Source organism: Nonomuraea sp. NPDC049784 (assembly GCF_040659615.1).
Lineage (GTDB): Bacteria > Actinomycetota > Actinomycetes > Streptosporangiales > Streptosporangiaceae > Nonomuraea.
Window position 1 is genome coordinate 24339 of record NZ_JBFAMX010000028.1, and the last position, 19583, is coordinate 43921.

A 19583-nucleotide genomic window follows, 5' to 3' on the forward strand; every position below is an offset into this window, starting at 1 on the left:
ATCCCCCCATGTCCAAGAAATTCACCATTGCTACCGTCGCCGCGGTCGCGTTGCTCGCCACCGCCTGCTCGCAGGGATCGGCCACCAAGGGCACCACCACTGAGGCCGGCGGCAAGGTGACGCTGCGCTACTTCACCTTCTCGGCCGCGCCCGACCATGTGAAGGACCTCGACACGATCGAGAAGGCCTTCGAGAAGGCGAACCCGAACGTGGACGTGGTCGTCGAGACCGCCCCCTTCGACCAGTACTTCACCAAGCTGCAGACCAGCATCGCGGGCGGCACCGCGCCGGACACGTTCGAGCTCAACTACGAGAACTTCGTCACCTACGCGGGCGCCGGCTCTCTGCTCGACCTCGCCACCGTGGCGGGCGACGGCGACACCTCCGTCTACGCCCAGGAGTCGCTCAACGCCTTCAAGCACGACGGCAAGCAGTACGCGCTGCCCGCCTCCTTCTCCACGGTCGTGCTCTTCTACAACAAGGACCTGTTCGACAAGGCGGGGGTGGCCCCGCCCACCGCGGACTGGACGTGGGCCGATGAGCAGGCCGCCGCGGCGAAGCTGACCGACAAGAAGAAGGGCGTGTTCGGCGACTTCCAGCCGGTGCAGTTCTTCGAGTTCTACAAGACGCTCAAGCAGGCGGGTGGCGAGTTCCTGTCGGCAGACGGCAAGAAGTCGGCGTTCGACAGCCCGCAGGGCGTCAAGGCCGCTACCTGGCTGGTGTCGAAGGTGGGCAAGACGATGCCGACCGAGGCCGAGATCGGCGGCACCGCCGACTACGACACGAACCTGTTCAAGTCCGGCAAGCTCGCTATGTGGCACAACGGCATCTGGCAGTTCGCGGGCATGAAGGACGTGCCGTTCGGCTGGGACGTGGTCGTCGAGCCGGGTGACTCGGCCAAGGCCAGCGCGGTCTTCCACAACGCGGTGGCCGCCTCCTCCACCACCAAGCACGGTAAGGAGGCCTGGGCCTGGGCCCGCTTCCTGTCCGCCTCGGACACCGCGGCCACCACCCGCATCCAGTCGTCGTGGGAGCTGCCGCCGGTCTCCGACCAGCAGGTGCTGTCCGGCTACCTCAAGGACCCCAAGCCGGCCAACCGGCAGGCGGTCTTCGACTCGCTCAAGTCCATCGCGCTGCCTCCCGTGATCAAGCGCCAGCAGGAGATGCAGGACGCGGTGACCAAGGAGCTCGGCGAGGCGGCGGCCGGACGCAAGTCCGTGCAGGACGCGCTCAAGGCAGCCGCCGCCGAAGTCGACGCGCTGCTCGGCTAGCTCTTCCCCTTCTACGTACTCAGGAGAGATTTCGTTGTCCCTCGTCGCGCACAGCCTCGACGTGATCAAGAGTTTGCAGGCGCCTTCCGGGGCCTATCCGGCCTCCCCCACCTTCTCCGCCTACCGCGGCTACTCCTGGCTGCGCGACGGCGCGTTCATCGCCGAGGGGGTGAGCAGGCACGGCGACGTGGCCGGCGCGGACGCCTTCCACGCCTGGTGCGCCCGGGTGGTCGGCGACCGCGCGGGCCAGGTGGACGTGCTGGTGTCCCGCGTGGGGCGCGGCGAGGCGGTCTCGGCCGCCGACATGTTGCCGACCCGGTTCACGCTGGACGGCGTGGACGGCGACGACGACTGGTGGGACTTCCAGCTCGACGGGTACGGCACGTGGTTGTGGGCGCTGCGTGAGCACGGCGTCCGGCACGGCGGGGCGGTGCCCGGCGTCGAGAAGGGCGTCAGGGCGGCGGCCCGCTACCTGACCGCGTTCTGGCGGGTGCCCTGTTACGACTGGTGGGAGGAGCACGTCGAGCACCGCCATGTGGCGACGCTCGGCTCGGTCCACGCCGGCCTGCGGGCCGCCATCGCGCTCGGCGTGCTGAGCGCGATGGAGTCGGCGGCGGCAGCCGAGGCCGTCGCGGGCATCGCGGAGCTCGTGGCGCGTGAGGGCCTCGCCGAGGGCGGGCACCTGCGCAAATGGCTGGGCAGCGATGCGGTGGACGCGAGCCTGCTGGCCTGTGTGGAGCCGTTCGGCCTGTATCCGGCCGGGCATCCGGTCGGCGAGGCGACGGTCGCCGAGGTCGAGCGGCAGCTCGCCCGCGACGGCGGCGTGTACCGCTACCTCGCCGACACCTTCTACGGCGGCGGGCGGTGGGTGCTGCTGGCCGGGTTCCTCGGCTGGAACCACGCCCGCGCGGGACGGCGGGCTGAGGCGGCGCGTTACCTGGAGTGGATGGCGGCGCAGGCGACCCCCGCGGGTGACCTGCCCGAACAGGTATCCGACCTGCTGCTGTTCCCGGATCGGCGGCAGGAGTGGCTGGAGCGCTGGGGCCCGGTGGCCACGCCGCTGTTGTGGTCGCACGGCATGTATCTCGTCCTCGCCGACGAGCTGGGGGTGACGGCGTGATCAGGCACAGGCCCCACGGCTCGGGGCATCCGTACGCGGAGAGCGAGGATCAGCGTGTTCCCGCCAGGCCGCTGGACGGTGAGCCCGTGGAGCTGCGGGTGCGGGCGTCGGCGCGGGTGTCCTCCGTGGTCTGCGAGTGGGCCGTGGACGGATCCGCGCCCGTCGAACTGCCTCTGACCAGGCGGGACGCGGGTCACCTGATCGAGACGGACGCGGACGGCGGTCATCTGGCTGCCGCCCAGGCGCGCGCCGCACGGGCCGTCGCGGGTTCCTGGGGCGTGCGCACCCCCGCCCTTCGGGCCGGAAGCCGCTACGCCTACCGCTTCGTGGCCACCACCGGCGACGGCGCGCGTCGTACCAGCCGCTGGTATGAGGTGACGGCGGCGAGCTGGTCGGAGGCGGGCGGCAAGCTGGAGGTCACGGGTGCCGACCGGATCGTGCCGGGCAGCGTGCGCTGGCTCGCCGACGCCGATGGCCCGCTGCGGGTACGTTTCGAGCTGACCCTGGAGCCGGAGGAGCACGTGGTCGGCTTCGGCGAGCGGTTCGACGCCGTGGACCAGCGGGGCCGCTCCCTGGACGCGGTGGTCTTCGAGCAGTACAAGGCGCAGGGCGCGCACGGGCGGACCTACCTGCCCATGCCGTACGCCATGGTCGTGGGCGGATCGCGGACCTGGGGCTGGCATGTCCAGACCTCGCGGCGTACCTGGTACGACGTCGGCGCCGCACGGCCCGGAAGGATCATCGTCGAGGCGGAGACCAGCGACGAGCTGGGGGTGCGCTTCTACGGCGGCGAGCGGCCCGCTGACGTGCTGCGCGACTTCCTCGACGACGTGGGACGCCCGGCCGAGCTGCCGTCGTGGGTGTTCCGGCTGTGGGCCAGCGGCAACGAGTGGAACACCCAGGAACGTGTGCTGGCCGAGATGGACCGGCACCGCGAGCACGGCATCCCCGTGGGCGCGCTGGTCATCGAGGCGTGGAGCGACGAGACGACGTTCACGGCCTTCCGCGGCGCCGCGTACGAGCCGTCGGAGGTGCCCCACAAGCTGGCCGACTACACCTTCCCGGCGGACGGCCCGTGGCCGGACCCCAAGGGCATGGTGGACGAGCTGCACAGCAGGGACGTCAAGGTGCTGCTGTGGCAGATCCCGCTGCAGAAGATGCGCCCCCATCCCCGTCACCAGGCCGCCGTGGACGCCCGCCAGCTCGTCGAGCGCGGCTACGGGGTTCGCGAGGCCGACGGCCGGCCCTACCGCAACCGGGGCTGGTGGTTCCCGCTCGCGCTCATGCCGGACCTGTCCTCGCCGGTGGTCCGCGACTGGTGGACGGCCAAGCGGCGCTACCTGGTCGAGGAAGTGGGGATCGACGGGTTCAAGACCGACGGCGGCGAGCACGCTTGGGGCCATGACCTGCGCTACGCCGACAGGCGTGACGGCGCGGCGGGCAACGGGCTGTTCCCCGTGCACTACGCCCGCGCGTTCGGCGACCTGCTGCGCGGGTGCGGCAAGGCGCCGGTGACGTTCAGCCGGGCCGGGTTCGCCGGGTCGCAGCCGCACGGCGCCTTCTGGGCAGGGGACGAGGACTCGACATGGGAGGCCTTCCGCTCCTCGATCAGGGCCGGGATCACGGCCTCGGCCTGCGGGATCGTCTACTGGGGCTGGGACCTGGCCGGGTTCTCCGGGTCCGTGCCGGACGCCGAGCTCTACCTGCGGGCGGCGGGGGCCTCGGCCTTCATGCCGATCATGCAGTACCACTCCGAGTTCAACCATCACCGCACGCCCATCAGGGACCGCACGCCGTGGAACGTCGCCGCCCAGAGCGGGGACGAGCGGGTGATCCCGGTGTTCCGACGGCTGGCCGGGCTGCGGGAGCGGCTGGTGCCGTACCTGGCCGAGCAGGCGCGGGCGGCGATCGGCGGCGGCGCGCCGCTGATGCGCGGACTGTTCTTCGACCACCCGGACGATCCGCAGGTCTGGCGGCATCCGCTGCAGTACAAGCTCGGCGACGCGCTGCTGGTGGCGCCCGTCACCGAGCCCGACGTTTCGGAAATATCCGCCTACCTCCCTGAGATCGAGGGTGGCTGGGTCGACGTCTGGACCGGGCGCACCCTGCCCGGCGGGCAGACGGTGAGCCTGCCCGCGCCCCTCGACCGCCCGCCCGTCCTGTGCGCGGCGGAGCACTGGTCCCGACTCTCACCCGTGTTCGCAGACTGACCCGTGTTCGCAGACTGACAGGAGCACCCCCCACATGAGCTGGTTACGGTCGGCCGCCACCGTCATGGCGCTCGCCCTGCTCGCCTCCCTCGTCACGATCCCCGCCTACGCGCTGGACGGCGTCTACCACAACCCGGCCGGAAGCGACGACCTCTACTCCACCGAGCCGACGGAACGCCTCCCCCGCGATCCGATGGCCGGGGACGCGGTCCAGATCAACGCGACGACCTGGCCGATCGAGTCCGGCCAGAGTGTGTGGGTCACCTGGACGAAGAACGGCGTGAACCAGACCCCGATCGGGGCCGCCTGGGACCACAACAACGGCAACAACAGCTACTGGCGGATCAACCTCGGCACGTTCGCCCGCGGCGACAAGATCTCCTACACGGTCAACGCCGACGTGAACGGCGGCGGGCAGAAGAGCACCGGCTCGTTCGCCTTCACGGTCACCTCGTGGAGCACGGTGACGAACGTGACCGGGTTCGTGAACAACACCACGTCGGTGGATGTCACGACCGGCGACAGCGCGGGGAGTTTCACGCCGAAGATCCGCTTCGCCTTCCCCGCGCTCGACAGGTTCAGAACGCAGATCGCCCCAAGCGGATCAGGTCTCAATATTTCCGGTGTGTCCGGCTATACGGTGACGAACTCCGCGAGCACGTTGACGATCTCCACCAGCTCACTCGTCCTGAAGATCCAGAAGTCGCCGTACCGGCTGTCGGTCTACAAGGGCGACGGCACGACGCTGATAACCCGCCAGTACGACCCCGCGACCTTCAGGAACATCGGCTGGGCCAGCGACGGCGCCACCACGATCACCAAGATTGAGGATCACTTCATGTCGCCAGCCGCCGAGCGCTTCGAGGGCTTCGGCGAGCGCTACGACCGGCTCGACCAGCGCGGCACCGACGTGCACAACTACGTCTACAACCAGTACCGGGACCAGGGTGCCACCCGGCGCACCTACCTGAGCCTGCCGTTCTTCCTGAACTCGGCCGGGTACGGCGTGCACATCGCGGGCACCCGCTACGCGATCTTCAACCTGGGCACGCACCTGAGCGACCTGGCGGGGTTCACGGTGGACACCGGCGGCGCCCTGGACTCGACGCTCGACTACCACTTCTTCGCCGGGACCCCGGCCGAGATCGTGGACGACTACACGGCGGTCACCGGACGGCCTCAGCTGCCGCCGAAGTGGGCGTTCGGGGTGTGGATGTCGGCCAACGAGTGGAACACCCAGGCCGAGGTGAACGCCGAGCTGGCGAACGTGGACACCTACAAGATCCCGCACACCGCGATGGTGCTGGAGCAGTGGAGCGACGAGGCCACGTTCTACGTCTGGCACGGCGCCACGTACACCGCCAAACCGGGCAGCGGCAAGCTGGCGTACACGGATCTGACGTTCCCGGCGGGCACCGCGTGGCAGGACCCGAAGGCCATGGTCACCAGCGCGCACAGCAAGGGGATCAAGATGATCCTCTGGCAGATCCCGGTGTTCAAGGAGAACTTCGACACCAACCCGCCGTCCGCACCGCAGCAGCACCTCAACGACAAGGCGTACGCGCAGGCGCAGGGATACGTCGCCAAGGACGCAGTCAACGCCCCCTACCGCATCCCGACCGGCCAGTGGTTCGGCGACAGCATGGTGCCCGACTTCACCAGCGCGGCCGCGACGAGCTGGTGGATGAGCAAGCGCGACTACCTGATCGACGAGGTCGGGATCGACGGTTTCAAGACCGACGGCAGCGAGGCCGTCTTCGGCAGGGGCGTGCAGTTCGCCGACGGCCGCAAGGGCGACGAGATGCACAACGGCTACCCCAACAGCTACACCGGCGCCTACAACTCCTACGTCAAGGGCAAGAAGCCGGACGGCACGATCTTCAGCAGGGCGGGCACGACGGGCGCCCAGACCAAGTCGATCTTCTGGGCGGGCGACCAGAACTCCAGCTTCCCCGCCTTCCAGGAGGCGGTCAGGGCCCAGCTCAGCGCGGGGCAGTCGGGCGTGCCGTACACCGCCTGGGACCTGGCGGGCTTCACCGGCACCTTCCCCAGCGCCGAGCTGTACCTGCGCGCGGCGGCCCAGGCCACGTTCTCGCCCATCATGCAGTACCACTCGGAGAAGGCCGCTCCCACCACCTCCGAGGCCCGCACACCGTGGAACGTGCAGGCACGCACCGGTGACACGAGCGTGGTGCCCACCTTCCGCAAGTTCGCCGACGTGCGGATGAACCTGATCCCGTACCTCTACACCGAGGCCAAGGCCGCCTCCACGACGGGCGCGCCGATGATGCGGGCCATGAGCTTCGCCTTCCCCGGCGACGCGACGGCGGCGGCACTGGACCAGCAGTACATGTTCGGGTCGCAGCTCCTGGTGGCGCCGATCACCGCGCAGGGCGCCACCTCCAAGAACGTCTACCTGCCCGCGGGCGAGTGGTACGACCTGTGGAACGGCGGCCGCTTCACCGGGCCGGGCACCAAGACGTACAACGCGGGTCTGGAGACGATCCCCGTCTACGCCAAGCCGGGAGCGATCCTCCCGCTCAATCTCAACGCCGACTACCAGCTCGGTGGCGAGATCGGCAACAGCGTGGACACGTACACGAATCTGACCTTCCGGATCTACCCGGCAGGAACGACGTCGTACGCCTACTTCGAAGACGCCGCGAACGCCACCCGCACGATCACCTCGGCCGAGAACTGGGCCGCTCACGCGGTGAGCGTCACCGTGCCCGCGCTCACCACCACCGCGACGCTGCAGGTCGCGAGCACGAAGCCGTCATCGGTGACCGGCGCAACCGCGCGGGCGAGCCTCGCCGGCCTCAAGGCCGCGGCCGAGGGCTGGTGGTGGGACCCGGTGCAGCAGCTCACGCACGTCAAGCTGGCGAGCGCCGCCTCCAACCGGACGATCACGCTGAACGGCGTGGACAAGGCTGCCTACGAGGCCGAGTTCGCCACCGGCACCGGCACGTCCATCAACACCGACCACGCCGGATACACCGGCACCGGTTTCACCGACGGCTTCGCCACCTCGGGGGACGCGGTGACCTTCCAGGTGAAGGCGGACGCGGCGGGCAGCCACCAGCTCAACTTCCGCTACTCGACCACGGTGGCCGCCACCCGGACCGTCTACGTCGACGGCGTCGCCGCGGGCACGCTCTCGCTGCCCGCCCTCGCCAACTGGGATACTTGGGGCACGGCCGCGCTGACCACCTCGCTCACCGCGGGCGCGCACACCATCAAGATCGCGTACGACGCCTCGAATACCGGTGGGATCAATCTCGACAACCTGGTGGTGGCACGGCCATGAAGCGAACGCTCCTCTTCCTGATGACGCTGATGCTGCCGCTGCTGGTGGCGATGCCCGCGCGGGCGGCGGTCCAGCGGGTGCAGTTCACCAGCGGCCCGACGTATCTGATCGCGGAGTTCCTGGACGACGACCTGGTGCACTTCGAGCTCGCCAACGGCACGTCGCCGGGGACCGGCTCGCCGCTGTTCACCACGCCGCAAGTGGCCAAGACCGACTACACGGGCCCGGCGGGCTTCACCCAGTCGGGCAACACGCTCACCACGGGCGCGATGAAGGTCGAGGTCACGGCCGGCACGCTGTGCGTGAAGGTGTCCGACCTCACCCGGCTGCTGTACGAGGCCTGCCCCCGCAACCTGGCCCAGGCGTGGAAGGGCCTGACGATCACCAAGGGCTCGATCCAAAACGCGTACGGGCTGGGTGAGCAGTTCTTCATGGGCGGCAGCGCCGACGGCGACTGGGTGGGCCGCAGCCGCACCCCGGGCGGCACGTACGGCAACGCCATGGCCTACGACACCGACAACGGCCCGGTGGGCAACGCCCAGATCCCGGTGCTGTTCACGGTCGGCCCCGCCAACCTGAACTACGGGCTGCTGCTCGACCAGGTCTACAAGCAGGAATGGAACCTGACCGGCGACCCGTGGACGGTCGACACCTGGGGCGACCAGCTCAGGTGGTACACGATGACGGGGCCCGACCTGCCCGACCTGCGCAAGGACTACATGGAGCTGACCGGCCGCCCGCCGGTGCCGCCGAAGAAGGCGTTCGGCATGTGGGTCTCGGAGTTCGGCTACGACAACTGGGCTGAGATCGACAACCGGCTGAGCGGGCTGCGTACGGAGAAGTTCCCCGTGGACGGCTTCGTCCTGGACCTGCCGTGGTTCGGCGGCGTGACGGCGGGCTCGGACAACACCAAGATGGGCGGCCTCACCTGGGACGCCACCGCCTTCCCCAGCCCGTCGGCCACCATCGCCGGTTATCAGGCGAACCAGGGCGTCGGGCTGATGACGATCGAGGAGTCCTACGTCGGCAAGAACCTGCCGGAACACACCGACCTGGCCTCCCGCGGCTACCTCGTCAGGGCGGGGTGCTCGGGCTGCGTGCCCACGTACCTCACCACCAACGACTGGTGGGGCCGGGGCGGCATGATCGACTGGACGCAGGACGCCGCCGGCGACTACTGGCACACGCTCAAGCGCCAGCCGCTGATCGACGCCGGGATCCAGGGCCACTGGCTGGACCTCGGCGAGCCGGAGATGTACGACGCCGCCGACTGGGCCTCCGGCGTCCTGCCCGGCAAGCACGCGCACGCCGACTACCACAACGTCTACAACCTCAAGTGGGCCGAGAGCATCGCCCGCGGGTACGCCGCCTCCGGCACCAGGCGCCCGTTCATGCTGGCCAGGTCCGGCGCGGCGGGCATGCAGCGGCACGGCGTGGCCATGTGGTCGGCCGACATCGGCTCCAAGCTGACCGCGCTGGCCCAGCAGCAGAACGCGCAGCTGCACATGTCGATGTCCGGCATCGACTACTACGGCTCCGACATCGGCGGCTTCCGCAGGGAAATGCTCAACTCGGACCTGAACGAGCTCTACACGCAGTGGTTCGCGGACGGCGCGTGGTTCGAGGTGCCGGTGCGCCCGCACACCGAGAATCTGTGCAACTGCGCGCAGACCTCACCGGACAAGATCGGGCACACCGCGAGCAACCTCGCCAACCTCCGCCAGCGCTACGAGCTGACGCCTTACTACTACTCGCTGGCCCACCGGGCCTACAGGTTCGGCGAGCCGGTCGTGCCGCCGCTCGCGTACTACTACCAGAACGACCTGAACGTCCGCGAGGCGGGACATGAGAAGCTCATCGGCCGTGACCTGCTGGTCGGCGTCGTCGCAGGCGCGGGCGAGCGCAAGCGCGACATGTACCTCCCCGCGGGCACCTGGTACGACTACGCCACGGGCGAGAAGCTGACCAGCACCGGCCAGTGGTTCACCGACCGCCCGCTGTGGGTGAACGGCGCCTTCCGCCTGCCGGCCTTCGCCAGGGCGGGCGCGATCATCCCCAAGATGTACGTGGACGACAAGACCATGAACGTCATGGGCAAGCGGACCGACGCCACCACCAGGAACGAACTGCTCACCCGCGTCTACCCCGACGCCGCCGCCACGAGCTTCACCCTGTACGAGGACGACGGCGCCTCGACCGGCTACCAGACCGGAGCCGTCCGCACCACGCAGATCAACCAGCAACTCGCCGGAAGCACGGCGACCGTCACGGTGGCCGCCTCCAGCGGCACCTACACGGGCGCCCCGAGCAGCAGGACGAACGTCGTCGAGCTCGTCGCCGATACCCAGGCCTCGGCCGTCACGCTGAACGGCGGCCCGCTGACCCAGCACGCCACCAAGGCGGCCTTCGACGCGGCCGCCAGCGGCTGGTACAACGCGGGCGGCAACCTCATCGTGGCCAAGTCGGCGAGCACGGCCGTCACCACGGCCAAGACGTTCGCGTTCACGCTCGGCCAGACTCCGGTCTCTGCCACGTTCACCTGCGCCAACGGCACCACCACGCCCGGCCAGTCGGTCTACGCCGTCGGCAGCGCGCCGCAGCTCGGCGCGTGGTCGGTGGCCAGCGCGGTCAAGCTGTCGCCAACCGCCTACCCGACCTGGACCGGCACCATCGGCAAGCTCCCGCCGGGCACGTCGATCGAATGGAAGTGCGTCAAACGACAGGAGGCGAACTTCCCCGACACCGCCGACCAGTGGCAACCGGGCGGCAACACCGTCCTCACCACCCCGGCCAGCGGCAGCGGCGGCACCACCTCCGGCTCCTTCTGACCACGACGCACCCGTCCGGCGGCGCCCGATACCTTCGGGCGCCGCCGCATGTACGCCGCGTTCAACGCCCACGACCACTGCGCCTGCCGACTACCACATCCGCCCAGGTCATGGCCATGCGAGGGCTTCGCGTGGCGGCGCGAGCTCCAAGCATCAAGGCGACGGAACCAAGTGCGGCAGGATGATCGACCGTGCTCCTTCGCCTGTGCGCCTGCCGATAATTACATCCGCCCAGGTCATGACTCTGCGAAGGCTTCGCGTAGCGTACGCGAGCTCTGGTCACCCGAGAGACGGAAGCGCGTACGGCAGGATGATCCGCTGTGTTCCTTCGCTTGGCCTATCTGACCGTCACGAATGCCTTCGCCGCGCTGCGGTTCCTGCCCATGAGCGATCGGGACAAGGACGTGGAGATCCTCGTCCTGCGTCACCAGATCGCCGTCCTTGAACGCCAACTCGGCGCCGACACCAAAGTGAGATTCGCACCCGAGGACCGGGCCTTTCTCTCCGCTCTCCTGACCTCGCTGCCCCGCGAGGTCCTGCGCCGGCTACGGCTCCTCATCCGGCCCGACACCGTCCTGCACTGGCACCGCGACCTGATGCGACGACGTCATGCCCGTACCTGCCGCCCGAAGCGGCCCGGGCGCCCACCCACGGTCCGCTCTATCCGCGCCCTCATTCTGCGCCTGGTCCGGGAGAACCCCGGCTGGGGCTACCGGCGGATCCACGGAGAGCTCACCACACTCGGCATCAAGGTGGCACCCTCCACGGTCTGGGAGATCCTCAAGCAGGCAGATGTTGATCCGGCGCCCGAGCGGGCGTCCACCACATGGGCCGACTTCCTGCGCTCGCAAGCCAACGCCCTACTGGCCTGCGACTTCATCGAGACCATCACCCTGAACGGACAGCGCCAGTACATCCTGGCCGTCATCGAGCACACCACCAGGCGCATCCGGGTGCTCGGCACCACCGCGCACCCGAGCGCCGACTGGGTCACCCAGGCAATAAGGAACCTGGTGATGGATCTGGACGATGCGGGCTGCCGGGCGCGCTATCTGATCCGCGATCGGGATGGGAAGTTCCCCGCCCTGATGGACGAGATCCTCGCCGAAGCCGGCATCAAGACCGTGATCACCGGCATCCGGATGCCGCGCATGAACTCGATTATGGAGCGGTGGGTGCAGTCGTGCCGTCACGAGCTTCTTGACCGCTGCCTCGTCTGGAACGAACACCATCTTCGGCGCGCCCTACGCGAGTACGAACGTTTCTACAACCAGCACCGAGCCCATCAAGCCCTGAACCAAGCAGCGCCACTGCGTACCGTCCCCGATCCGATCACGGATCCAGAGCGAATCACCGACCTGAATGTACGCCGACGAGACCGGCTCGGCGGCGTCCTCCACGAGTACTCACATGCGGCTTGAACTGCATGGATGGAATTTTCGGCAGGCGCACAGCTCCTGCAGCGGCCGCTCGGAGGGCGTGAAGCACACCTGCGGCCACAAGGCGGGACCGCCGGCCTCGCCGGAGGCGGCGCTCAGGGCGGGCAGGAGGTCGGCGTGCAGCAGCGACGACTTGCCCGCCCCGGAGGCGCCGGTCACCATGATCAGCCCGCCCTCCGCGCGCTCGGCGGTGACCATCGCCTGCAGCCGGGCGGTGGGCCTGCCCCCGCCCGTGAAACAGGACCGCCTGTTCTGGCCCGAACGGTGCCAGCCCCTGATACGGACAGCCGTCGGCCCACACCCCCCCGCCGGCTTCGGGCAGCGTGCGCAACCGGCCAGGACCGGTGCCGAGCAACGCCCACCAGGCATCACGATCCGGGCCGGGCAGGGTGTCGATCAGCGTGATCGGCACGACGGTCAGGTCCGAGGCGCCCTGACGCGGCGCGTGTTCCGATACCACCCCGACCACGCAGTCGCCGGCCAGCACCGCTGCCCAGGACATTCCCGACCAGGCCGACCCGGCCAGCGCCGTGCCGGCCGACGGCAGCGGCGGCCCCTCGGGGCGATGACCGGTCTGCAAGGTGAGCAGCCCCGGCCCCGGCCGCTGCGAGACCGGGATCCGGCCACCGATCTGGGCGGCCTGACGGACCACCGCCGCGCCGTTCCCGTGCTCCAGGAACCGCGGGAACCCCACCGCGCCGCAATCCTCGACCACCTCCAGCCGCTCCGTGCGGTCCGCGACGCGCGCGAACCCGATCAGCGGCAGCCGCCCGATCTCCGCCGGCGCGTCCTCGGCGAGCTCCAGCACGGCCAGATCCGCCCGCTCGACCCCCCCGCAGCAGCAGCACCCGCGCCCGCCAGCTCCTCTTCGGGCCATCAGGCCAGGGAATGGCACGCCGGACCTCGATATCGCCATCGGCGACGGCATGCAACGAGGTCAGCACGTGGCGGCCGTCGATCAGGAAACCCGAGGCGACCTGCCACTCCGTCCGAGCCTCCGAGCCCTGGCCGACGGTGACCTCGGCGATGGCCTCGACGAACCGGTCCTGGATCGCCACCAACACGACCCGGCCCCCTTCGGCTAGCCCGGCTTGACCGACGAGCGACGGGCCACCTTGACCGGATCACCCTGCGGATCCATGGGCGGCTGCAGGACGACGGTCACCTTCTGCACCCGCTCGTGCTCGACCTTGCCACCGGCGCCGGCCTCCAGCACCCACACCTTGACCTTGCCACTGCCCTCGCCGATCTTCTTCACCCCGACCTGAAACTCCAGCGTCACCTCCCCGACGGGGAACTGGATCTCCGCATCAGCGCCCGCAGCGATCGCCTCCCGCAACTCCTGACGAATCTGCTCGATCGCCTCCGGTAACCCAAGCTCCGCCACACGCCCTCCCACCACACCAGGGACCGACCAGGAACGAGATCGTTGATCGACACCAGACTACGATGATCGCCGCTGCAGTGGCGCCGCCGGCGAGCCTGCAACGGCATACAGCCGGCCCGGTGCCCCGATCGCGACAGGCCACGCGCGCTGGCTAGCGCCGACCCTTGCATCGGCCACCAGAGGCGAAGCAACCCCCGAACGCCTGCCCACACGGCCCGCCCGCACCACTCTTCACGTACTGCCACTAACCAGTGACATTGCCTGACCAGTGACATCGCCTGCCGATCGTCGGCGATATCGCCGTCGACTGCGACACGCTCCACCTCGCCGACTGAGACCAGCATCTGGTGATCTTCAGCGCACCGGCAGGGTCCAAGGCGGCCGAGACCCTCGCCTTCCTCGCCACGCTCGGACCGGACGGCGCCACGGTGAGCGGGTCGCGCTGAGCCTTGCCTCGTGCACCCACCCGCGGCGTGCCGGGGGCCGGACCACCTCCCCGGGCAGACCGCCACCTGGCCTCCGGGCTCAGGCCGCCGACCGGAGCCCGGCGGGACGACGCCGGAGAGCGGTGTCGAGCAATGCCGGGGGCTTGTACTCCTGGTCGAGCGCGCTGACCTCGGTGCCCGGCGGGACGATCTTGTCGATCTGGTCGATGATGTCGTCGGACAGCTCGACGTCGGCCCCGGCCAGAAGGTCGTCGAGGTGTTCCATAGTGCGCGGGCCGAGGAGCGCGGCGGTGACGCCCGGGTGGGCGACGGCGAACGCCATGGCCAGGTGGGTCATGGGCAGGCCGGCCTCCTCGGCGAGCGGGATGAGCTGTTCGACGACGTCGATGCGGCGCTCGTCGGTGAGGTGGCGGGAGAACTGGGTGCGTTTGAGGTCGTTCTCACCGCCCTTGCGCACCCGGCCGGTCAGCAGGCCCTGGCCGAAGGGGCCCCACACCATGACGCCCATGCCGTACTCCTGCGCCATCGGCAGGACCTCCCGTTCGATGCCGCGGTTCAGGATCGAGTACGGCGGCTGCTCGGTGCGGAACCGCTGCAGCCCGGCGCGTTCGGCGGCCCACTGGGCCTGGACGATCATCGAGGCGGGCGTCGTCGAGGAACCGATCACGCGCACCTTGCCGGCCCGGACGAGGTCGGTCAGAACGGAAAGGGTCTCCTCCAGGTCGGTGTCCGGGTCGGGCCGCTGGAGCTGATAGATGTCGATGTAGTCGGTGCCGAGCCGGCGCAGGGAGTTCTCGACGGCGGTGGTGATCCAGCGGCGGGAGGCACCCTGCTGGTTGACGCCCTCGCCCATGGGCATGCCGACCTTGGTGGCCAGGACCACCTCGTCGCGGCGGCCCTTGAGGGCCTTTCCGACGATGTCCTCGGAGTCGGCGTAGCGGTCAGCGGTATCGATGAGGTTGATCCCGGCGTCGATCGCCTTGTGGATGATCCGGACCGACTCGTCCGGGTCGTTGCCCATCTGGCTGGCGAACATTAACGTGCCAAGTGCGTAGGGGCTGACCTTGATCCCGGTCCGCCCGAGGTTGCGATACTTCATGAACGTGCTCCTTCGGTCCCGACCGGCGGGTGGGTCCCCGCCGGCCACCGCCCATCGGCCGGTACATCCACCTTCCGCGGACCCGCGGGCATCAACCAGTACCCGCCGCAGCCAGTGGACCCGGAGTACCACGACGGGACGCGGCCGATTGCCCATACTGGGGAGATGACCGGATCCACGGATCTTGGCAGGGCCTTGCACGCCTGGCGGGATCGCACGAAACCGGCCGAGGCCGGCCTGCCGGACGACGGACGCCGGCGCGCGCCAGGCCTACGGCGTGAGGAGCTCGCCCTGCTCACCGGCTTGTCCGTCGACTACATCGTTCGGCTCGAACAGGGGAGGTCGACGAATCCGTCCCCCCAAGTACTGTCCGCGCTGGCACGGGCGTTGCGGCTGACGACGGCAGAGCGTGAACACCTCTTCGTGCTCGCCGGTCAGGCGGTGCCGGGCCCCGGGCAGATTTCCGACCATGTGCCGGCAGGCGTCCAGCGCCTGCTGGATCGGCTGACCGGCACACCGCTGAGCGTGTACGACGCCGCATGGAACCTCATCACGTGGAACCGGTTGTGGGCCGCGCTGTTCGGCAACCCGCCCGCCTCACGCGGCTTCGGGAGGAATGCGGTGTGGTGGTCCTTCGTGGAACCGCCCGCCGGATACCCCCAGGCGGTGAGCAGGGAGACGGGTCACCGCGCGGCCTTCGTGTCCGACCTGCGAGCGGCGTCGGCTCGCTATCCGAAGGATGCCGGACTGGCCGCACTGATCGATGAGCTCCGTGCCCGGAGCCGTGACTTCGCGGCGCTGTGGGACTCCGGCGTGGTAGGTGTGCACGAGCCCCTGACCAAGACGGTCCGGCACGCGAGCGTCGGCGAACTCACCCTCGACTGCGACATCCTCGCGGCGCTCGGCACCGATCTGCGGATCATGGCCTTCAGCGTGGCGGAGGGCAGCGAGACCGCCGAGCGGCTGCGGCTACTGGAGGTCGTCGGCGTCCAGGCCTGACAGTGCGCCTGCCGATAATCACATCCGCCCAGGTCATGGCCATGTGGAGGCTTCGCGTCGCGGCGCGAAGCTCCAACCTGTCCCGCTCGAAAACATGGTTTCGCAGTGGGAGCTGGGATTTCGCCGCGCGATCAGAGCGACAACTGGGACCATCGCAGGGTGTTGCGTCGCTTGTCTGCCGGTTGGTGAGGAATCTGATCGGCCTGCTAACGGTGCGCATGCGCTCTGATCTGTCCAAAGACGTTGAGCTGCTGGTGCTCCGTCACGAGAACCAGGTACTCCGCCGCCAGCTCGATGGCCGACTGCGGTGGGATCGCACCGACCGGCTCTGGCTTGCGGCATTGTCTCGACTGGTCCACCGCCGTCGGTGGGCGGAAGTCTTCCCGGTCACCCCGGCGACGATCTTGCGCTGGCACCGTCACCTGATAGCGCGGAAGTGGACCTTCACCGACAGGCGACGCCCAGGACGGCCCAGCACCCGCCAGCCCGTCAAGGCGCTGATCGCGCGGGAGAATCCAAGGCGAGTTGGCCCGCCTGGGCTACAGCATCGCGGCCTCCACAGTGTGGGAGATCCTGCACACTGCCGGCATCGCTCCGGCGCCCCGCCGAGCCGAGCCGACCTGGCGGCAGTTCCTGACCACGCAAGCCCACGCGATCGTCGCATGTGACTTCCTGGTGGTCGAGACGCTGCTCCTCAAACGGCTGTACGTGCTGGTGTTCATCGAGCACGGCACCCGGCGACTGCACCTGGCCGGTGTGACCGCGCACCCGACCGGAGCATGGACGGTGCAGCAGGCTCGCAACCTGGCGATGGATCTGGGGGACCGCATCACCGAGCTGCGGTTCCTGATCCACGATCGGGATCCGCTCTTCACCTCCGCCTTCAGCGACGTCTTCACCGCCGAAGGGCTACGGAACATCACCACGCTGCCACGGACACCGAGGATGAACGCCATCTGCGAGCGGGTCATCGGCACCCTGCGCCGCGAGCTCCTGGACCAGATCCTGATCCTCAATGACCGCCACCTCGCCCTCGTGCTACACGAGTATCTGATCCACTACAACCGGCACCGGCCGCACCAATCCCGGCAACAACGTCCCCCGGACCTCGCCGCGCAGCCCGTCCGGCACATGACCGCCCTCAACGACCTACGATCGGTCCGCCGAAAACCCGTCGTCACAGGCACGATCAACGAATACCGCCACGCCGCCTAGCCGCAGCTCAGACCACGTAACTCAATATTCGAGCGGCACACCGTTGAACAGCCCGCCACCCTGCGCGAACGCAAAAAGCTGCGTACTCGCCAGGCACTGATCGACACCGCCATCACGCTCTTCGGCGAACGCGGATTCGACAACACTGCGCTGGACGCGCTGCTGGAGCAGGTGGAGGTGTCCCGGCGGACCTTCTTCCGCAACTTCCACTCCAAGGAGGACGTGGCACTCACCGCCGTCAAGCAGCTCTGGGACATCTACCTGGAAGTCCTGGACGGCATCGAGAAGTCCGGGCCTCTGGCCGATGTCTTCCTCGCCGCCATGCTGACCACTCTGGAGCGCATGGACGAGGACTGGTACCGGCGCTTCCCGCACACGCTCCGGCTGATCGCCGACTCACCCGCACTCGACGGGTACACGCTGCGGCACTGCGCCGAAGTCCAAACCGAGATCGCGTGCCGATTTGACGAACTAAACCGTCTCGAACTGCGGCTCCTCATCGAGTTCTTCGTGGCCACCTGGCGCTGCGCTCTGGACGAATGGCTGCCCGACTGCACACCGGGCGAACTGCCCGCGCTCTTGCGCCGGGCCTGCTCAACCATGAACTCCGCCCTCAGCCTGGAGGCATGAGCTCGTTCTGTGCCGCCCAGCCTCGAACAGGGCCCGGACGTGCTCACCCACAGGGAGGAGAGCAGCAGCGCCGTGGACTTCTACCTATACCTCGCCGCCGCCTTCGTCACGCTCCGCAGGCTCATCCGACGCTCGACGACCCGCTATCGCTGGGACCACCGCCCCACCACCCGACGCCTGAAGTGATCCATTTGCCGGTCGGTCTTAGTCACGCTCACTTCGCGCACCCGATGGCGCAGCGTCCTCGGAGGAGCAGTCGGCGGATGTGCCGGCGACGGCCTCACCGACGATCCGGGCAAGCTCGGCTGCACGCTGCGTGCCGACGTCGGAGGCTGGGGCGGTCATCACGGTTCCAGAGGATCGGGGTCGGCCGGGGGCTGTGCTTCGTGGCGTCGGACGATCTCGGTGAGGTGGGCCTTGCGCCGCCACACGCCGAGACGGCCAGGTGGCGATGGTCCATCAGCCGCCGCTGGTCGACCTCGCCGGACGGCGGCACCCGTACTCGGTTCCCCGAGATAGATTTCTGCCCATGTTGCGCGGGCGGGCCGACGAGCAGGCGCGGATCGACCAGCTGCTGTCGTTGGCTCGGGCCGGGCGCAGCGGTGTGCTGGTGATCCGCGGGGAGCCTGGCGCGGGCAAGTCGGCGCTGCTCGACTACGCGCAGGAGCAGGCAGAGGGCCTGCGGATCCTTCGTGGCACGGGCATCGAGTCCGAGGCCGAGCTTCCGTACGCCGCGCTCCATCTGCTGCTGCGCACCCAGCTCGACCGCGTTGCCGCGCTGCCCGAAACGCAGGCGGCCGCACTCAATGGCGCGCTGGGACTGGGCGACACTGCCCCGCGCAATCGGCTCCTGGTCGGGCTGGCCGTGCTCAGCCTGCTCGCCGAGTCCGCGGGCGACGGCGCCCTGCTCTGCCTGGTCGACGACGTGCAATGGGTCGACCAGGCCTCCATCGACGCGCTGGCGTTCGCGGCCCGCCGCCTCGACGCAGAAGGCGTCGCCCTGATCTTCGCCACCCGGTCCGTTTCCCACCCTCAGGGCCTGCCCGAGCTGCACCTGCCTGGCATCGACCGTTCGGCGGCCGCCGAACTGCTGCCCGGCGATCTGGCCGCCAAGGTCCGCGAGCGCATCCTGGACGAGGCCGACGGCAACCCGCTGGCCCTGCTGGAGCTGCCGTCCGCGCTCACCGCCGAGCAGCGGGCCGGGCAGCTGAGCCCGTTCACCACCATCCCGGTGACCAGCCGGGTTCAGGAGGCATTCCGCAAGCAGATCGAGGCGCTGCCGGAGACGGCGCAGGTGTTGCTGGCCGTGCTGGCCGCCGACGGCACCGGCGACCTGGGGGTCGTACTGCGTGCCTGTGAACGCTTCGGCGGCCGGTTGGACGATCTGGCGGCCGCCGAGCAGGCCAGGTTGGTCAAGGTCAGCGGGGCAGCGGTGGGCTTTCGTCACCCGCTCATCCGGGCCACTGCGTATCAGAACGTGCCGCTGACCGCGCGGCTGGCCCTACAGCGGGCGCTCGCCGAGGCGCTCGACGGTGAGGAGCACGCAGACCGGCGGTGATCCCAGCCCCTTCTCCAGGTGGTACAGTCTTAAACTAGTACGAGATTGTACTAGTAGCCATTTTGAACTGGTCC

Annotated in this window: 14 protein-coding genes and 1 pseudogene; 11 read left to right on the plus strand and 4 right to left on the minus strand. The window is 69.2% G+C overall.

Going from position 1 to position 19583, the window contains the following annotated elements; genetic code table 11:
* Nucleotides 1-8 precede the first annotated feature (8 nt).
* The 6 genes from AB0J09_RS10025 (at nucleotide 9) to AB0J09_RS10050 (ending at nucleotide 12157) form a co-directional block, all read left to right on the plus strand.
* The gene (locus AB0J09_RS10025) at nucleotides 9-1271 is read left to right on the plus strand and encodes a sugar ABC transporter substrate-binding protein (protein ID WP_360688064.1); all 1263 of its coding nucleotides are present in this window, start codon (nucleotides 9-11) and stop codon (nucleotides 1269-1271) included.
* Nucleotides 1272-1305: 34 nt separating this feature from the next.
* Nucleotides 1306-2391, plus strand: a complete 1086-nt coding sequence (locus tag AB0J09_RS10030; protein ID WP_319713203.1) for a glycoside hydrolase family 15 protein — start codon at nucleotides 1306-1308, stop codon at nucleotides 2389-2391.
* The gene (locus AB0J09_RS10035; protein ID WP_360688067.1) at nucleotides 2388-4601 is read left to right on the plus strand and encodes a TIM-barrel domain-containing protein; all 2214 of its coding nucleotides are present in this window, start codon (nucleotides 2388-2390) and stop codon (nucleotides 4599-4601) included. Before AB0J09_RS10030 ends, AB0J09_RS10035 begins: the two co-directional genes overlap by 4 nt.
* 34 nt (nucleotides 4602-4635) lie before the next feature.
* Nucleotides 4636-7908 carry a TIM-barrel domain-containing protein gene (locus AB0J09_RS10040; protein ID WP_360688070.1) on the plus strand — a complete coding sequence of 1091 codons (3273 nt, stop codon included), beginning with the start codon at nucleotides 4636-4638 and terminating at the stop codon, nucleotides 7906-7908.
* The gene (locus tag AB0J09_RS10045; RefSeq protein WP_360688073.1) at nucleotides 7905-10736 is read left to right on the plus strand and encodes a TIM-barrel domain-containing protein; all 2832 of its coding nucleotides are present in this window, start codon (nucleotides 7905-7907) and stop codon (nucleotides 10734-10736) included. Before AB0J09_RS10040 ends, AB0J09_RS10045 begins: the two co-directional genes overlap by 4 nt.
* A gap of 320 nt (nucleotides 10737-11056) precedes the next feature.
* On the plus strand, nucleotides 11057-12157 hold the full coding sequence (locus AB0J09_RS10050; protein WP_360688076.1) for an integrase core domain-containing protein: 1101 nt from the start codon (nucleotides 11057-11059) through the stop codon (nucleotides 12155-12157).
* Here AB0J09_RS10050 and AB0J09_RS10055 read toward each other — a convergent pair.
* The 3 genes from AB0J09_RS10055 to AB0J09_RS10065 form a co-directional block, all read right to left on the minus strand.
* The gene (locus AB0J09_RS10055) at nucleotides 12143-12544 is read right to left on the minus strand and encodes a hypothetical protein (protein ID WP_360688079.1); all 402 of its coding nucleotides are present in this window, start codon (nucleotides 12542-12544) and stop codon (nucleotides 12143-12145) included. The genes AB0J09_RS10050 and AB0J09_RS10055 overlap by 15 nt on opposite strands.
* Before the next feature lie 712 nt (nucleotides 12545-13256).
* A complete protein-coding gene (locus AB0J09_RS10060) occupies nucleotides 13257-13562 on the minus strand; it encodes a trypco2 family protein (protein WP_360688081.1) in 306 nt (101 codons plus the stop codon).
* Between the two features lie 525 nt (nucleotides 13563-14087).
* Nucleotides 14088-15107 (minus strand): aldo/keto reductase, encoded by a 1020-nt coding sequence (locus tag AB0J09_RS10065; protein WP_360688085.1) that lies wholly within the window; start codon nucleotides 15105-15107, stop codon nucleotides 14088-14090.
* Between the two features lie 165 nt (nucleotides 15108-15272).
* On the opposite strand from AB0J09_RS10065, the gene AB0J09_RS10070 reads away from it, so the two are divergent.
* Both AB0J09_RS10070 and AB0J09_RS10075 read left to right on the plus strand, forming a co-directional pair.
* Nucleotides 15273-16106: a helix-turn-helix transcriptional regulator gene (locus AB0J09_RS10070; RefSeq protein ID WP_360688088.1), complete on the plus strand. Its 834-nt coding sequence runs from the start codon at nucleotides 15273-15275 to the stop codon at nucleotides 16104-16106.
* A gap of 525 nt (nucleotides 16107-16631) precedes the next feature.
* Nucleotides 16632-17321 carry an integrase core domain-containing protein gene (locus AB0J09_RS10075; protein ID WP_360688091.1) on the plus strand — a complete coding sequence of 230 codons (690 nt, stop codon included), beginning with the start codon at nucleotides 16632-16634 and terminating at the stop codon, nucleotides 17319-17321.
* 21 nt (nucleotides 17322-17342) lie between these two features.
* Here the strand turns inward: AB0J09_RS10075 and AB0J09_RS10080 are convergent, their stop codons facing one another.
* Nucleotides 17343-17531 (minus strand): hypothetical protein, encoded by a 189-nt coding sequence (locus tag AB0J09_RS10080; protein ID WP_360688094.1) that lies wholly within the window; start codon nucleotides 17529-17531, stop codon nucleotides 17343-17345.
* On the opposite strand from AB0J09_RS10080, the gene AB0J09_RS10085 reads away from it, so the two are divergent.
* The 3 genes and pseudogenes from AB0J09_RS10085 to AB0J09_RS10095 all read left to right on the plus strand — a co-directional run bounded on the left by AB0J09_RS10085 (nucleotide 17472) and on the right by AB0J09_RS10095 (nucleotide 19509).
* Nucleotides 17472-17951, plus strand: a complete 480-nt coding sequence (locus AB0J09_RS10085) for a TetR family transcriptional regulator (protein WP_360688109.1) — start codon at nucleotides 17472-17474, stop codon at nucleotides 17949-17951. The genes AB0J09_RS10080 and AB0J09_RS10085 overlap by 60 nt on opposite strands.
* A 54-nt stretch (nucleotides 17952-18005) precedes the next feature.
* Nucleotides 18006-18137, plus strand: a pseudogene (locus tag AB0J09_RS10090) (IS5/IS1182 family transposase); the annotation flags it as partial.
* A 343-nt stretch (nucleotides 18138-18480) separates the two neighbouring features.
* On the plus strand, nucleotides 18481-19509 hold the full coding sequence (locus tag AB0J09_RS10095) for an AAA family ATPase (protein WP_360688097.1): 1029 nt from the start codon (nucleotides 18481-18483) through the stop codon (nucleotides 19507-19509).
* The last annotated feature ends 74 nt before the right edge of the window (nucleotides 19510-19583 follow it).

Coding starts and splice junctions, on each gene's coding strand:
- AB0J09_RS10040 (WP_360688070.1), top strand. CDS start 4,636: ATGAGCTGGTTACGGTCGGCCGCCACCGTCATGGCGCTCGCCCTGCTC.
- AB0J09_RS10045 (WP_360688073.1), top strand. CDS start 7,905: ATGAAGCGAACGCTCCTCTTCCTGATGACGCTGATGCTGCCGCTGCTG.
- AB0J09_RS10095 (WP_360688097.1), top strand. CDS start 18,481: ATGTTGCGCGGGCGGGCCGACGAGCAGGCGCGGATCGACCAGCTGCTG.
- AB0J09_RS10065 (WP_360688085.1), bottom strand. CDS start 15,107: ATGAAGTATCGCAACCTCGGGCGGACCGGGATCAAGGTCAGCCCCTAC.
- AB0J09_RS10025 (WP_360688064.1), top strand. CDS start 9: ATGTCCAAGAAATTCACCATTGCTACCGTCGCCGCGGTCGCGTTGCTC.
- AB0J09_RS10070 (WP_360688088.1), top strand. CDS start 15,273: ATGACCGGATCCACGGATCTTGGCAGGGCCTTGCACGCCTGGCGGGAT.
- AB0J09_RS10055 (WP_360688079.1), bottom strand. CDS start 12,544: ATGCCTGGTGGGCGTTGCTCGGCACCGGTCCTGGCCGGTTGCGCACGC.